The sequence below is a fragment of the Nocardia sp. NBC_01503 genome (genome assembly GCF_036327755.1).
GTDB lineage: Bacteria > Actinomycetota > Actinomycetes > Mycobacteriales > Mycobacteriaceae > Nocardia.
Window position 1 is genome coordinate 5,398,379 of sequence record NZ_CP109596.1, and the last position, 14,985, is coordinate 5,413,363.

General features: G+C 66.3%; 15 protein-coding genes. 5 read left to right on the forward strand and 10 right to left on the reverse strand.

The window, feature by feature from the left end; genetic code table 11:
- Nucleotides 1-2 precede the first annotated feature (2 nt).
- Complete coding sequence (locus OHB26_RS24390; protein ID WP_330179580.1) at nucleotides 3-461, forward strand: SRPBCC family protein; 459 nt, start codon at nucleotides 3-5, stop codon at nucleotides 459-461.
- A 53-nt stretch (nucleotides 462-514) separates the two neighbouring features.
- Here the strand turns inward: OHB26_RS24390 and msrB are convergent, their stop codons facing one another.
- The 4 genes from msrB to OHB26_RS24410 form a co-directional block, all read right to left on the reverse strand.
- Nucleotides 515-958 (reverse strand): peptide-methionine (R)-S-oxide reductase MsrB, encoded by a 444-nt coding sequence (gene msrB, locus OHB26_RS24395; RefSeq protein ID WP_330179581.1) that lies wholly within the window; start codon nucleotides 956-958, stop codon nucleotides 515-517.
- 147 nt (nucleotides 959-1,105) lie between these two features.
- Entirely contained in the window at nucleotides 1,106-2,386 is a 1,281-nt protein-coding gene (locus tag OHB26_RS24400) for a glycosyltransferase family 87 protein (protein WP_330179582.1), read from the reverse strand.
- 287 nt (nucleotides 2,387-2,673) lie between these two features.
- Nucleotides 2,674-4,236, reverse strand: coding sequence for an alpha/beta hydrolase (locus OHB26_RS24405; RefSeq protein WP_330179583.1), 1,563 nt, complete (start codon nucleotides 4,234-4,236; stop codon nucleotides 2,674-2,676).
- 36 nt (nucleotides 4,237-4,272) lie between these two features.
- Nucleotides 4,273-5,043 (reverse strand): pyrimidine reductase family protein, encoded by a 771-nt coding sequence (locus OHB26_RS24410; RefSeq protein ID WP_330185769.1) that lies wholly within the window; start codon nucleotides 5,041-5,043, stop codon nucleotides 4,273-4,275.
- A 35-nt stretch (nucleotides 5,044-5,078) separates the two neighbouring features.
- Here OHB26_RS24410 and zapE point away from each other — a divergent pair, with 35 nt between their 5' ends.
- Together zapE and OHB26_RS24420 are read left to right on the forward strand one after the other, a co-directional pair.
- The gene (zapE, locus tag OHB26_RS24415; RefSeq protein ID WP_330179584.1) at nucleotides 5,079-6,104 is read left to right on the forward strand and encodes a cell division protein ZapE; all 1,026 of its coding nucleotides are present in this window, start codon (nucleotides 5,079-5,081) and stop codon (nucleotides 6,102-6,104) included.
- A 49-nt stretch (nucleotides 6,105-6,153) separates the two neighbouring features.
- The gene (locus OHB26_RS24420) at nucleotides 6,154-6,981 is read left to right on the forward strand and encodes a tyrosine-protein phosphatase (protein ID WP_330179585.1); all 828 of its coding nucleotides are present in this window, start codon (nucleotides 6,154-6,156) and stop codon (nucleotides 6,979-6,981) included.
- 113 nt (nucleotides 6,982-7,094) lie between these two features.
- Here OHB26_RS24420 and OHB26_RS24425 read toward each other — a convergent pair whose 3' ends face one another.
- Nucleotides 7,095-8,045, reverse strand: a complete 951-nt coding sequence (locus tag OHB26_RS24425) for an oxygenase MpaB family protein (RefSeq protein ID WP_330179586.1) — start codon at nucleotides 8,043-8,045, stop codon at nucleotides 7,095-7,097.
- A 155-nt stretch (nucleotides 8,046-8,200) separates the two neighbouring features.
- Here OHB26_RS24425 and OHB26_RS24430 point away from each other — a divergent pair, with 155 nt between their 5' ends.
- A complete protein-coding gene (locus OHB26_RS24430; protein WP_330179587.1) occupies nucleotides 8,201-8,854 on the forward strand; it encodes a TetR/AcrR family transcriptional regulator in 654 nt (217 codons plus the stop codon).
- Nucleotides 8,855-8,877: 23 nt separating this feature from the next.
- On the opposite strand, the gene OHB26_RS24435 is transcribed toward OHB26_RS24430, so the two are convergent.
- The 3 genes from OHB26_RS24435 to OHB26_RS24445 form a co-directional block, all read right to left on the reverse strand.
- On the reverse strand, nucleotides 8,878-9,366 hold the full coding sequence (locus OHB26_RS24435) for a GbsR/MarR family transcriptional regulator (RefSeq protein ID WP_330179588.1): 489 nt from the start codon (nucleotides 9,364-9,366) through the stop codon (nucleotides 8,878-8,880).
- A gap of 69 nt (nucleotides 9,367-9,435) precedes the next feature.
- On the reverse strand, nucleotides 9,436-10,215 hold the full coding sequence (locus OHB26_RS24440) for an ABC transporter permease subunit (protein ID WP_330179589.1): 780 nt from the start codon (nucleotides 10,213-10,215) through the stop codon (nucleotides 9,436-9,438).
- Between the two features lie 47 nt (nucleotides 10,216-10,262).
- The gene (locus OHB26_RS24445; RefSeq protein ID WP_330179590.1) at nucleotides 10,263-11,153 is read right to left on the reverse strand and encodes an ABC transporter ATP-binding protein; all 891 of its coding nucleotides are present in this window, start codon (nucleotides 11,151-11,153) and stop codon (nucleotides 10,263-10,265) included.
- 290 nt (nucleotides 11,154-11,443) lie between these two features.
- Between OHB26_RS24445 and OHB26_RS24450 the strand changes: the two genes are divergently transcribed.
- Entirely contained in the window at nucleotides 11,444-13,201 is a 1,758-nt protein-coding gene (locus tag OHB26_RS24450; protein WP_330179591.1) for an ABC-F family ATP-binding cassette domain-containing protein, read from the forward strand.
- On the opposite strand, the gene OHB26_RS24455 is transcribed toward OHB26_RS24450, so the two are convergent.
- Nucleotides 13,177-13,716 (reverse strand): GNAT family N-acetyltransferase, encoded by a 540-nt coding sequence (locus OHB26_RS24455; RefSeq protein ID WP_330179592.1) that lies wholly within the window; start codon nucleotides 13,714-13,716, stop codon nucleotides 13,177-13,179. The two genes, OHB26_RS24450 and OHB26_RS24455, sit on opposite strands and share 25 nt — an antisense overlap.
- A complete protein-coding gene (locus OHB26_RS24460) occupies nucleotides 13,713-14,930 on the reverse strand; it encodes an MFS transporter (RefSeq protein WP_330179593.1) in 1,218 nt (405 codons plus the stop codon). Before OHB26_RS24460 ends, OHB26_RS24455 begins: the two co-directional genes overlap by 4 nt.
- Nucleotides 14,931-14,985: the final 55 nt, after the last annotated feature.

The following is a 14,985-nucleotide window of genomic DNA, read 5'->3' on the forward strand; positions in this document are numbered from 1 at the left end:
CCATGACAGGACATTTCGAAATCTCCGAACGCGCGGTGATCCCCGCCCCGGTCGAACGGGTCTGGGAAGTTGTCTCCGACACCGGCCGCTATGCCGAATGGGTGGCCGCGGTGCTGGAGGTGATCGACCACCACGGCACCGCCGAGGTCGGCAAGACCTACTCCGAGCGCAACCGCACCCTCGGCCCGCTGACCACCCGGTCGGTATGGACGGTCCGTGAGATCGAACCGCTGCGCCGCCGCGTCGACACCGGGATCGGGTTCGAACCGCTGCGAGAGATGACCAATATCTTCGAATTCCGTCCGGTCGACGGCGGAACGGAGATGACCTACGCGGTTCGATACCGGATCGGTTTCGGCTTCATCGGACCGTGGCTGCATCGCATCGTGCAACCCGGTACCCGCCAGGGCATGCGAACCTCGATGTCCAATCTGACCGATCTGATCATCGCGGAAGGCTGATCACCGGCGGCGGACTCATCGGCCCGCGTCCGTGCGGCGCGGCCGAGCAGATTTCAGCTGGCAGAACCCTCTGCGGGCTGCAACCGCAACGAGATGGAGTTGATGCAGTACCGCTTGTCCGTGGGCGTGGGGTACCCCTCGCCCTCGAACACGTGGCCCAGGTGGCTGTGGCAGTTGGCGCAGAGCACCTCCACGCGTGGCATGCCGAGGGAGTTGTCGGCGCGCAGGATGACGGCCTCGGATTTCGCCGGGTCGAAGAAGGACGGCCAGCCGCAGTGCGAGTGGAATTTCTCACCGCTGCGGAACAATTCGGCTCCGCAGGCCCGGCAGGCGTAGACGCCCTCGGTCTCGGTGTCGGTGTATTCGCCGGTGAAGGCGCGCTCGGTGCCCGCTTCGCGGAGCACCTGGTACTCCTCCGGGCTCAGCTTGGCCCGCCACTGCTGCGGGGTGAGCTGGATGCGCGGGGCCGGTAGCGAGGTGTCAGCGTCGGAACTCATGGGCTGTTCCGCCTCTCCGGGACTTCAGCGCCCGGCTGAGAGCCCCAACAGTCCCATTCGCGTGCAGCGGTTGGGTGCGACGAGGTTCCTGGGGTGCCCCAGGAGTTACCCCGATCTTACGAAATACGTTGGAACCTGCTCGCCGCTTCAGCTGACGGGTTCGGGAACGGCGGTATGCGGAGTGCCGTCGCGGGTCGGCTCGGTCTCGGGGTGCATCCACGCCGGGTCGAGGGTTTTGCCGACGACGAGTCGGCCCTCGCGGCGGGCGGCCAGGTAGCGGTCGCCGAGGACGCAGAACACGACGATGAGCAGCAGGCCCCAGCCGAAGGTGACGCGCAGGTAATCGAGGGAGCGGCCGAGGCTCTGCCAGCGATCGGAGAGCCACTTGTCGTAGGACATGAAGCCGAAGACCGCGACCCAGGCGGGCCAGTTCCGCATGACCGAATTGCGTTGCACCACGGTCATGAGAATCGGGAACAGGAACATCGAGTAGTACATCTGCCCGAGCGAACCGAGCACGAGCGTACCGGTGATCAGCAGTCCGGAGCTGGTGCAGATGAAGAAGACCTCATCGTCGCGGTAGTACCGGTACAGCAGCCACAGCGAGATCGCGACCATCACACCCAGGACGACGCGGATCAGCAGCGTCAGCCAGCCCGCGACGCCGTAGTACCCGGCATTGCCGACGATCGCGCTGTTGAAGTAGTCGCGGGACTCGGCCAGGTAGGGCAGCGTATGCGTCCAGAACTGCTTGTAGTCAACGATCAACGGCCAGGCGAGCAGATTCAGCGCGATGGGCACTCCGGCCGCTGTGATGAGCGTCTTCCACTGTCCGCGCGCGATGGCGACCAACAGCAGCGGCGCCAGCAGTGGCCCCTTCACCGAGATCGCCAACCCCAAAACCACACCGGCCCAGAGGTCTTGACGCCGCAGCAGTAGCTGGATGAAGACCACCATCGCCAGGAACAGGCATCCGTTGATATTGGTGAACACCAGCGTGTTGGTCACCGTCTCGGAGCTGAACATGGCCAGCAGCAGTGCGGGCGCGGCCACCGAGCCGAGTGTGTAGTTGAACAGCCGCAGCAGCAGATATCCGGCGAGCATGATCGCGATCGCGTTGATCAGGATGAATCCCCACCGGGACTTCTCCGGATCGATGATCGCCAGCGGCGAGATCAGCAGCGTCCCGCTCGGCGGATACAGGTAATGCGGATCGGTCGAGGAGAAATTCGCGTTGTAGACCGCTTTATGGTTCAGAAACGCCAGCGACGCGTTGTACACCGGCCGGAAGTCATCGGTGATGTATCCGTTGACGGCCTTGATGAAGACGCGGTTCAGCACGGTCAGTACCGCTAACGGCCACAGAGCGAAGTTCAGGACCTCAGCGGTGGTGCGAGCGGTGCGCGGCTCGAGCTGGCGAAGGAACACTCGGGCACGGTACACCGGAACCTCGCATCACGGATGCTCGGACCCGCCGGTGACGTCCCAATCCTCTACCCCCGGGTGGCGGTTGCCCCGGTGCCTCGGCCCCTCGTCATCCCAGCGCCTCAGCCTTCGTCATCCCAGCGCCTCGGCCTTCATCCTGTCGGTGTCTCAGCGTTCGTCATCCCGGCGCGTTTTTGGCCGGGATCCAACCGAACTCGATGAAGCCCAGCCCCGGTGTGGATCCCGGCCAAAAGCATGCCGGGATGACGGGGGGACTTCGCGGATACGCGTCAAGCCGGGCAGGCGGTGCCATCCTGGGGGAGTTTCGCGTCTTTGAGGTAGTCCGTCACGCTCTGCTGGGCACAGCCGGAGTGGGCGAAGGTCGGGTGCCCCCAGCCCTGCCAGACGACGGTGGCGGTGCGAGCGCCCGCTTTGCCGAGGGCTCCGGTGACCGAGGGGCGGCTGTCGACGCCCGCGACCGGATCGGCCTCACCGCCGATCACCAGGACCGGCCGGTCGAGTTTGTCCGGCAGTGCGGTGCTGGTGGGGGTGGGCCAGGCCGAGCAGGCCATCAGGTCGATGGCCGCGACCTTGCCGAACACCTGGTACTTCGCACCCCATTGATTGGCAAGCTCTTTCGCGCGCCCGGCGGTGGCGGGTTCGTGATTGTCGCTGCACCGGTTCACATATTCGCCGTCATTGGCGACCGCGGAGGTCTCGCGCAGCACGATCGGCGTGATCGCGGCCTGATCCCCGCGCCCCAAAGCCGAGAGTGCGGCGGCGAATTCGGTGATCTCCGGATTGCCGAGATTGCGCGGATCACCCAGGAACCCATTGAGCGTGGTCACCAGCGCCGCCGCCGAAAGGTCCCCGAACGCTCCGCTGCCCGCTCGATTCACCAGATCGGTGACGGCCGCCCGCGGATCCCCGCCGAGCGAACAGTTCAGCGCCGCGCACTTCTGCGCGAACGCGGTCAATGCCGCCTCGGCTCCCTTCACCCGCTGTTCGGCGCGCCCGATGGAATCCAGGCCCACCGCCTGCGGCGAATCGAGTACGAGCCGCCCGAGGTGATCGCCGTACTTGCGCGCGTAACTCATGGCGACGGTCGCCCCGCTGCCCGTGCCCATCAGCGCGATGTGGTCGACCTGCCACTGCTTGCGCAGTTGATCGATATCGTCCGCCGCGTGCGCGGCATCGAAGGTGCCCTGTGCGGGCGACAGGAAATCCAGGCATGCGATGGTGGCGTCCTGGCTGGCCTTGGCCACCGCGTCCACGGGATCGGCTGTGCCATGGGTGAATTGCGCCTGATCGGCGAGCGTGCGGCGCAGTTCGTTGGTCAAACAGCTGACCGGCTGCGAACTTCCGATACCGCGTCGATCGATCGCCACGATCGGCCGCGCCGCGAGCAGCGATCCGGACGGTCCCGCCGCCAGCGAGGCGAGCGTCGCCGTGGACGCCCGATCCGAGCCCGAGGTCAGCACCAGCGGCGCGACATCCTTGGGCGTGCGGTCGTACCGCGCCCGCATGGCCGCGGTCCGGAAGTTCCCGCCCACGGCCCCGCTGATATCGACCTGCGTGCTGTATTCGGCGCATTCGAGAATCAGCCCGTTGGGCGGCGTCCCCAACCCGAGCAGGTTGAAGGTCGGCACCGTGCAGTCGTGCCAGGCCAGATCGGTCTTGGGCACCTCGGGCGCGGGCGGCGGCGTATCGGTCGGTGCGGTGCTGGTGTCGACGATCCCGGCGTGCGGTCGTTCGATGGCAACGGCGGGTCGATCCGAGGGCCCGGCGGCACAGCCGGTGGTCACCAGGATCGAAAGTGTCGACGCCAGCAGAGCGGCCCGAGTCCAGCGCATGCGGTACAGCCTGCCAGGTCTTGCGGCCGGTTTCAGCTACAGGGTGTGTGGACGCACCCAGCGGGTCAAGATCGTCCCGTCTTCGTCGAAGAGCAGATGGCGGCATGTCATGGGTGTGGGCATGGCATTGGGGGACACCGCGATTCGTCTTTCCGCCCCCGCGACCAGCATGGGAGACAGGGTGAGGCAGAGTTCGTCGACGGCTCCGGCGGCGATGAGATCGCCGAAGAGCGAGGGTCCGCCCTCGCACAACACGCGTCGCATACCGAGGTTTTCGAGCGCGGCGCGTAGCCCTGCCGGGGTCACGCTCGTCTCGCCCGCTTCGATCACCTGCCCGCCCGCGGCGGTGAGCGCGTCCTTACGATCCCGTGGCGCGGCGGCGGTGGTGATGACGATCGGCCGCGCTCCGGTATCGGTGAACAATCGGCCCGCCGGGTCGAGCGTGGCGGTGGCCGTCACCACCGCGATCCGCGGCGGCGCGCCGGTGGCGTCTCCGCCGAACCCGTGGTGGTGCAGTCGCATGCGCAGCTGCGAATCCGTGTGCGCCGCCCCGTAATTCTCGGCCCGTGCGGTTCCGGCTCCGACCACCACCACATCGGCGAGATCGCGCAGTATCCGGAACACCTTCTTGTCCGCGGGCGTGCCGAGTCCGCCGGAGCGCCCGTCCACGCTCACCGCACCGTCGATACTGCTGACGAAATTCACCCGTATCCACGGTTCCGCAGGTCCGGCCGGGTACGCGTACAGCGCCAGCAGATCGTCGTGGGTGAGTTCTGTGAGCTGGATCGCATTGGGCATACGCTGCATGAGGACCGATTCCACCACGTAACTAGGCTGTCGCGGTGCAACAACGCCTCGTCGATCGCCACCCGGAGGTTCCGGCCGACCAACTAGTGGCTCAGATGGTTCCCCCGCCGACCTTCGACGAGGTGAGCTTCGCCAGCTACATCCCTGATCCGAAGGAGCCGTCGCAGGCGGCTGCGGTCTTGAAGGCGGAGCTATTCGCCGATCAGGTCACCAAGCTGCACAAGGCCGCTTCGAAGAAGAGCCTGTTCGGTAAGAAGAAGCCGGTCACCGGTATCGGCCTGTATCTGGACGGTGGCTTCGGTGTGGGTAAGACCCACCTGCTGGCCTCGATCTTCCACAGTGTGCCGGGCCCCAAATCCTTCGGAACCTTCGGTGAGCTGACCAATCTGGTTGGCGCGCTGGGCTTCAACAATGCCGTCGAGCGGCTCGGCGGCAACAGTGTGCTCTGCATCGACGAGTTCGAGCTCGACGATCCGGGCGACACCATGCTGGTCTCCCGGCTGCTGTCGGAGTTGACCGCGCGCGGTGTCTCGGTGGTCGCGACCTCCAACACCCTGCCGGGTCAGCTCGGTGAGGGTCGTTTCGCCGCGCAGGATTTCATGCGCGAGATCAAGAAGCTGGGTTCGCTGTTCGAGCCGATCCGGGTGGACGGCCCGGATTACCGCCATCGTGATCTGCCGCCCGCCCCGGAGCCGACCTCGCCCGAGCTGCTGGCCGAAAAGGCTTCCCACACACCGGGTTCCACTCTCGACGAGTTCGAGGTGCTGCTGAAGCATCTGAGTACGCTGCATCCGTCGAAGTACAACGCGCTGATCCAGGGCGTGTCGGCGGTGTACATCTCCGGCGTGCACACTGTCACCGATCAGGCGGTGGCGCTGCGCATCGTGGTGCTGGCCGACCGGCTCTACGACGCCGGGACTCCGGTCACTGTCTCCGGGGCCAAGCTGGACCAGATCTTCTCGCAGGAAATGCTCGATGGCGGATACCGCAAGAAGTATCTGCGCGCCATCTCGCGCCTGCTGGCGCTGTCGCGATTCGAGACGCCCGCGACCGCCGCGTAGTTTGCCGCCTGGCTGTTCCGCGCCGGGCACACGAGAAAGGGAAGTTCGTATGATCCGACCCCGCGTGCTCGGCGCTTCGCTGGTGCTGGCCTCCGCACTGTCCTTCGGTGCCGCCCCGGCGCTGGCCTTCGCCGATCAGCCTGCCGTCGTGGCGGTGCAGCCGCCCGCCGCGACCGGAAATGTGGTGCTCGATACCGCGGCTCGCTCGCTGAACCTGCGGGGCGTGGTGAACGCGCGGGACGCGGGCGGCTACCGGACCGTGGACGGCCATACCGTGCGCACCGGCCTGGTGTACCGCACCGGTGAGCTGACCAAGGCCACCGATTCCGATCTGGCCGATCTGACTTCGCGCGATGTGAAGTCGGTGCACGATCTGCGCACCGGCGTGGAGCAGCAGCTCATGGGCGTGGACAAGGTGCCCGCGGGCGCCACCGAATTCCACAACGACATCATCGGCCAGGCCCCGCCGCAGGTCATGATGTCGACCCTGATGGCGGGCACGGATCTGTACCGCGCCTTCATCACCGCCCCCGGCGCGAACGAGGGCTTCGCCGACGTGCTGCGCGATATCGCCGCCAACCCGGGCGCGGTGCTGTTCCACTGCACCGCGGGCAAGGATCGCACCGGCTGGACTTCGGCTGTGCTGCTGACGATTCTGGGCGTCGACCGGGACACGGTCACCTACGACTACCTGCTGTCGAACTTCTACCGCGGCGCCGCCGACGGCGACATGCTCAACGGTGTCAGCGCCGCGGCCCTGAACTCCGCCTTCGACCAGGCGAACCAGAGCTACGGCAGCTTCGACAACTACGTCCGCGACGGCCTGAAGCTGACCGACGCCGACGTCGCAGCCCTGAAGGCGAAACTGCTTGCCTGACAGCCGGTCTCGCCCGACGCCCGCGTGTGCGGCGACGCGATGCTCGTACGTGCAGTGCGGCCCACGGGGTTTTGCTGCCGGAAATAGGCGGCGAGGTCCGGTGCCGGTCGCTGTCAGCTCGCTTCGGCGATCTGAGTTCGCTTGCCGCGCAGGCTGTATCGTTCGCGAGCCTGTGCCGGAGTGATGGTCTCCAGCGTTGTCGGCAGTTCCTTCGACAGATGCTGCTTCAGGATCTGCCCGGCCATCGGCGCGATGAACGGTGCGGCCTTGAGTAGCCCGAACGATCCGAAAAGCGTGAAGAGCCAGACGATCAGCTTGGCGGGGAGCTTCACCAGCGGGTCGACGATGCGAGGGACGTTGTACCGCCCCAGCTTTCGCATCCACATGGGTGTGAGTGCCGCCGTGGTTGTCGACAGTGCGATGCTGCCGAGGGCGTACGAGATGCCCGCCCCATTGCGCGGTGAGGTGCGCAGCAGTTGGTGCATACCCTCTTCGGCGCGGACCGAGGTGCACAGGCGCGGTTTCACCTTCTCGAAGTAGGCGCGCACCTCCTCGCGTGAGCGCGGGACCTCTTCGGGCTTGCAGGTCTGGAGTTCGGCGGCGATGACGCACTCCGCCCAGTACCGCGATTCCTCTTCGGGACTGAGCTTTCCGGGCCCGTAGACCTCGTACGCCTTGAGTACCGAATGCCAGCCGGTGATGTGGATCCACAGCTGGGTCTCGGGGCTGTTGGCCGCGTACCGCTGTCCGGTGATGGGTTCGATTCCGGTCATGGGCGCGTGCACCTGCATCAGATGCTCCGAGGCCTGAATGGCCGTGCGTCCGTCGCCGATGGCCACCAGCAGGAAGTACGCGAAGGTGTGGTCGAGGCGGCTGCGCGGATTGGTGTAGATGCCGCGCGCGTCGGCCACGGCCGCGGTGAGGAACGGGTCGAAGAACTCGAGCACGGTGGCGCGCTGGAATCCGATGACCGCGGTCGGCGCGGTCCAGATCTTCCAGCTGGGGGAGTCGGGCCCGAAGAACCCGTAGTCGTCCCGGCGAAGGGTGGTCGGATCGAAGCCCATCGGTTGTCTCCTTGTGCGCTGCCCGCCTCGACGGTGAATACAACGCCACCGTAGCAATTGCGTGCACCGAATACAACGGTCCCGTAGGATTTCCTTCGGGAGGGTGCCGGTAACCTTCCGAACGGCTGACATCATGGGCTCGTGGAGGTGGAACGGTGACGACGTCACGCACGGCGGCCGAACGGCCGAGGCGTCGCTATGCCCCGCGCCTGCCCCCGGAGCAGCGGCGGGCACAGCTGTTGGACGCGGCCTTCGAGGTGCTGACCAGGTCCGAGCTGCACGAACTCAGCATGGAGGCGGTGGCCGCACAGGCGGGCGTGGGAAAACCGGTGCTCTACACCGTCTTCAAAACGCGCGCCGAACTCGTCGAGGCGCTGCTGGACCGCGAGCGTGAGCGCGCGCTGGAACAGGTGGCGGATACGCTGCCGACCGATCTGCTCGATTCCGACCCGGTCGCTGTCGCCTCACAGACGGTCGCCGCGTTCGTCGGCGTGGTGCTCGCCGATCCGACGCGCTGGCGCTTGATTCTGGCGAGTCCGGGCAGCGCTCCAGAGGAATACCGTGCGGCACTGCGTAGTTCGCGGGTGGGTATCTTCGATCAGGCGGAAGCGCTGGTCCGCATGGGTGCGGCCCTCGATCCCCGTTGGGCCGCAGTCGATTCCGGCCTGCTCACCAATTCGCTGCTGACAGTCGCGGAGATGCTCGGCAGCCTTGCGGTCAGCGATCCGACCGGATATCCGCGTGAGCGCCTGGAAGATTTCGTGCAGGCCATCGTCCGTTTGTTGAGCGGCGGCGCGGCCGGTGCTTGAATCCGGCCGAGGGGCCGCACGAGTCACCGGCCGTGTTCGGCTTCCCACCGATCCAGCAGGGCCGGAAGCTCTTTCCCCATCCACACCATGAAGTCGTGCATATCACGTACCCGGGCGGCCGCCACCCCCTCCGGATCCGGGAACAGCGCCAGCCCGCGCGCGGTGGTCGCGGTAATGCTGTCGTACATGGTGCTCTGCTGACGGCTGAGTTCGGGCAGGATGCCGGGCCTGATGGTGTAATAGTCGCGGCGATCGCCCGGCCGTGTGGTCTTGTCCACCCACCGCATGGTGGTGAGCGTCTTGAGGGCACTGGAGATGGACCCCTTGGATGCCCGCAGTGCCTCGGCGATCTGATTGAAGGTCTGCTGGGCGGGTTCGCACACCAGCAGCCAGCCGACCGTGCGGCCGACCATGCGGACCAGGCCCATCTGTTCGAGGACGAGCGCGAAATCCTCCACGAAGGCCAGTTGGTCGTCGGTGGGGGTTGGCGGTTCCGGGGTTGCGCTGGTCATGGCACGAGTATTCCTTCCGGGGGATACGGGAATGCCGGGTGGGTTCGAGGAACCCACCCGGCGGCACTGCTACACGGCGAGGTCGCGGCGGTCGAATACGGTGAGCGCCAGCATGATCGCGCCGGTGGCCAGGGCTGCCAGTATGGCCAGATTGCCGGCGTTCCAGCCATTGGTCAGCGGCGAGTCGCCGATGGCGTAGTGGAAGGGCGAAAGCTTTTGCAGCCAGGTCGCGCCATCGATGATGCCGCCGAGGCTGTTGGCCAGGTAGCCCGCGATCACCAGGAGCGCGGCCAAGCCGAGGGTCTGCGCGCGGCGGCCCGTGACCGCGCCGACCAGCAGGGTGAGCGCTCCGACGGCGAGGGTGAGTAGCCCGAGTCCGGCGACCGCGGCGGCGATATTGCCCGCGGGGATCTCCATCTTCCCGGCCGCGGCCCCGGCGAGCACGCTGGCTCCGAGCACGGCGGTCACGATGCCGATCTGGGCGGCCAGCGCGGCGAAGCGCTGGCGCAGCATGGATCCACGGCTGATCGGTTGTGCGAGAAGTAGATCGAGGGCGCCGCTGTCCTCCTGGGCGGCGGTGCGGGTACCCATCGTGACCGCGAAGATCACCATCAGGATCAAGCCGATGAGCGCGAAGATGGTGGCGTGCAGATAGCCAGCGGCACTGGCGAAGTCACCGATGCCCATGGCCTTGTAGATATCGTTCTGCTGGATATTCAACGAGCCTTGCTCTTTGAGCGATTGATAGGACGGCAGGTACATCATCGGGACGATGGCCAGGCCGATCGACCAGCCGATGAGCGCGCGCCGCTGTTCCTTCAAGGTCTGAGTGAAGACTGTCCGTGGCATTCTGTTTTCTCCTGTGCGAGAAGATATTTCGTGTGGTATTGGGGTCTTCAGTGGCGTTCGTAGAGATCGAAGAACAGGTCTTCGAGATCGGGCTCGGTGGAGAGCACGCTCAGCATCGGATGCTTGGCGGCCATCTTGAACAGCCCGTCGACCTCGCCTTCGGTGGTGCAGCGCAGGGTATTTCCCTCGACAACGAGGTCTCGGACCCCGGGCAGCCGGGCGAAGTCGTCGGCGAATATCTCCTCGCCGAACGTCAATTCGACCGAACGCGGTGCGCGGCGGCGCAGGTCATCGACGTTCTCGGTGCCGAGCACCTGACCGGCACGCATGATGACGGCGCGATCGGCGGTCTGCTGTACTTCGCTCAGCACATGCGATGACATGAAGACGGTCTGCCCATTGGCCTTGGCCTGTTCGACCATTCCCAGAAAGTGTTGTTGGAGTAGCGGATCCAGCCCGGAGGTCGGCTCATCCAGAATGAGTAGGTCGGGCTGGTGCATGAAGGCGGCGATGATCCCGACCTTCTGCTTATTGCCTTTGCTCATGGCCCCGACTTTCTTGGCGAGGTCCAGATCCAGCAGCTGCGCCAGCGCGTCGATGCGGGCCGCGGTGCCGTTGCCGCGCTGATCGGCGAGGAATTTCAACAGTTCTCCGGCGGTACCGCGCCCTTCGAGGGCGAGTTCGCCGGGCAGGTAGCCGATTCGGCGGCGTAGGTCGGCGCCACCGGCGCGGGGTGTCTGCCCGAGCACCTCGACGTATCCGGAGGTGGGTCGGATCAGGTCCAGCAGGATGCGGATGGTGGTGGATTTGCCCGCGCCATTGGGTCCCAGGAAGCCGAACACCTCGCCCTGGGCCACCTCGAGGTCCAGGTGTTGCAGGGCGGGGAAGCTGCCGTAGTTCTTGGTCAGATCGTTCACCACGATGGCGGGGGCGTTCATCAGGTCTCCTCGGAAGCTACTCGCGTGTTCTGTAGGTTCTGTGTGTTCAGTATTGACTGAACAGACAGAACCCGTCAAGCCTTCGAATGTGATTTGAAAGGGGTTGACGGCCTCGCGCGCATCGCTATAGGTTGCCAACCCTCATGCATTACTTCTTCTTCGTGTAATCGCTTCGCCGCGTAGAGCTCCGCTCCGCCGCGAGTCATCACCCGCACGTAAACGCCTGTAGGCGTGTGTCTTTCGCGCGGGTTCCTAGCGATCCGGCCTTGTGCCGAGAACAGGGGATATTCATGCTCACCGCGCAACTCACCCTCCGAGAAGTAACCAAGCGATACGACGACCGCGTCGTCCTGGACCGCGTCGGCCTCTCCATCCGACCGGGTGACAAGGTTGGTGTGGTCGGCGACAACGGCTCCGGCAAATCCACGCTGCTGCGCCTGATCGCCGGTCGGGAACTACCCGACAATGGCGAGGTCGTCGTCCAATCACCAGGCGGTACCGGCTATTTGGCGCAGAGTCTGGACCTGCCGCCGACCGCGACGGTCGCCGCCGCGATCGACCTGGCACTCACCGACCTCCGCGAACTCGAAACCCGCATGCGGGAAGCCGAATCGGCGCTCATCGCACCCGGCTCGCTCGGCAAGCGCCTGGCCGTCTACGACGACCTGGTACGGCGTTTCGAGGCGCGCGGCGGATATGCAGCCGAGCATCGCGTGGAAGCCGCACTGCACGGTCTCGGCCTGCCGGGATTGGACCGAAATCGCCTGTTGGGCACGCTATCCGGTGGCGAGAGGCGCCGCCTGGCCTTGGCTGGAACCCTCGCCTCCGCGCCGGAACTGCTGCTGCTGGACGAGCCCACCAATGACCTCGACGACGCGGCCGTGCAGTGGCTCGAACGCCAACTCCGAGCCCATCGCGGCACCGTGGTGGCGGTGACCCACGACCGTGTCTTCCTCGAACGGATCACTTCGGTGGTGCTGGAGGTGGACGCGGGTCAGGTTTCTCGGTACGGCAACGGCTACGCGGGCTACCTCACCGCCAAAGCCGCTGCGCGCCAACGCCAACAGCAGGAACACGACACCTGGCGAGCCGAACTGGCGCGCGGTGAACGCCTGGCCGAGTCCAATGTGGCCCGCCTGGACGCCATCCCGCGAAAACTGCCCCTGGCGGTCTTCGCGGCAGGCCCGTTCCGCCCCCGCAGCCGCGGCCACGGAGCCCAATCCCGCATCCGCAACGCCAAAGAAAGGGTGGCGAGACTGACCGCGAATCCCGTTGCCGCACCACCGGACCCACTCCGCTTCACCGCTTCCCCGCGGACTTCCTCTCGTACCCCCTCTCGTCATCCCGGCGTGCTTTTGGCCGGGATGCACCCCGCTCAGCGAGATCCCGGCCAAGAACATGCCGGGATGACGGAGGTGGGAGCTGCCGGAATGGCGGAGGTGGATCATGCCGAGCCTGCGGGCGGCGTAGTCGCGGAGCTTGCTGAAGTTGTTGTGGCCAACCGCCTCCAGCTGGATCACCTGCGCATCAAGGCGGGCGAACGACTACTCGTGACCGGTCCGAACGGGGTCGGCAAAACCACCCTGCTGCGCGTATTGGCGGGGGAGTTGACCACGGACACCGGCCAGGTGTCCGTCCGAGGCCGCGTCGGTCACCTACGCCAGGACGAATCCTCCTGGGCGGCAGGCGAAACCGTCCTGGAAGCTTTCGCCCGCGGCCGCATCGGCTATCCGGACGAGCATGCCGACGAGCTCCTGTCCCTCGGCCTGTTCCGTCCCGCCGATCTGGCCCTGCGCGTCGGTGAGCTGTCCTTCGGCCAGCGCCGCCGTATCGAATTGGCAAGGCTGGTCAGCGATCCCGCTGATCTGCTCCTGCTGGACGAGCCGACCAATCACCTGTCCCCGGCCCTGGTCGAGGACCTGGAACAGGCGCTGACCGGCTTCCCGGGTGCGGTGGTCCTGGTCACCCATGACCGCCGTATGCGTGACCGCTTCCACGGCCGCGGGCTGGAAATGCTCCCGGATCAGAACGCGTACTGCATGACGTAATCGCTGTGCACCTGCGTCCCGACCAGAAAGGTTTTGGTTCCCGCGATGGCGAATCCGTGTTTGCTGTAGAACCGCTGCGCCCGCACGTTCTCCTGATTCACGCCCAACCACACCGCCGCGCTACCGTCGGCCTTGGCGGTCTCGAGCACCGTGGCCATGAGTCCCCCGGACACCCCGTTCCCGTGGTGTCCGGGCAGCACGTACATCTTGCTGAGCTCGGTCACGGGGCGCAGCGTAATCACAGCTGCCACATCGGGATTGGCGGGTTCGGCGGTGTGCAGCAGGCTGTAGCCGATGATCCGCTCATCCGAGACGGCCTTCAGGACGATCCGGTCGGAATCGGCGAGATACTCATCGAACCGCTCCGGCGAGAGCCACTCGGCGATGAACGCCGCGATATCCTCGGGCGTGGACCCCGGCGGGCAGGCCAGCGGAAACGTCACCGCGGCCACCTCGCTCAATGCCGCCGCATCGCCGTGACCGGCCCGATCAATGGTCACCAGGGAGTTGCTCACTCGTCCAGTGAAGCATGCTCCGTCACCGTCCGCGCGGGCGCTCCGGTCCCGCCGGTACGCGTGTGGAAGACCTGCGCGAACCCGATCAGAATCAGCGCGAACAACAGCGGCACCGCGAATCCGGCCCGCAGATTCGCCCCGGCCGAGATGGCTCCGACGACCACACCACCCACCAGCGTCCCCGCGTAGTTGAACAGGTTGAGCCGGGCGATCAGCGCGTCGAGCCCGCGCCCGCTGGTGAGCTGTCCGGTCTCGCTGAAGCACAGCGGCGCGATGAGCGGCAATCCGATTCCGGCGATGAGGAATCCGATGATCGCGACGGCGGGCGCGGGTGCGGCGACCACCACGGCCAGGCCGATCGAGCCGACCACCGACGCGCCGCGCACCACCATGCGCGGCCCGTACTTGCGCACCCACATATCGCCGGTGAGTCGACCCAGCAGCGATGCGCCCTGGTACGCCGCCAACGCCAGCGCGGCCGTCGACGACGAGGACAGCAGCACATCGGTCAGATACAGCGCCGACCAGTTCCCGACGGCGAAGTCGATGGCGAAGGCCAGTGCCAGCACCACGCCGAAGATCAGGAAGATCCGAGTCGGCACCGAGGTCGTCGGCTCATGTTCGGCGGGCCCGGCCTCGGCCGCATCGGTGCCGAGCAGCCGCGGTCCGGCGGCCACCGCACCGGCGAGCACCACCGCCGAGGCGGTCAGAATGGTCACCCACAGCGGCACATCCAGGGCCTCGAACGCCGAGACGAACAGCGCCCCGATAATCGATCCGCCACTCCATGCCGCATAGAACGAGGAAAGTACGAACCGCCCGTAGCCATGCTGAATGAATACCGCCTGCATATTCGTGCCCGCGTCCACGATGCCCACCGCCACGCCGTACACGCCGAGCGCGATGAACAGCACGATCTTGTTCGGCGAGAACGCGACCCCGACACCGGAGGCGGCGATGAGCAGCAGTCCGATCCGCAGCGCCGTGCGGCTCGACGAGTGCAGCGCGATCTTCTCCGCGGTGATGCTGCCCCCGCCCGCGAGCACGGAGATCATGGCCACAGAGGCGACGATGAGCGTATCGGTGAGTCCGAACTTGTCGCGCTGCTGCGGCAGCTCGGTCAATACGACGGCCAGGAAGAACCCCTGGAGGGCGAACGCCACCGAATTCGCGGCGCGCGCCGCACGGAGCAGCGGGTTCGTGGTCTCGAGCATCCCGAAAGAGTAGCGGCGGCAATCGACTCCGGCATCCCGGGCACCGATAACAATC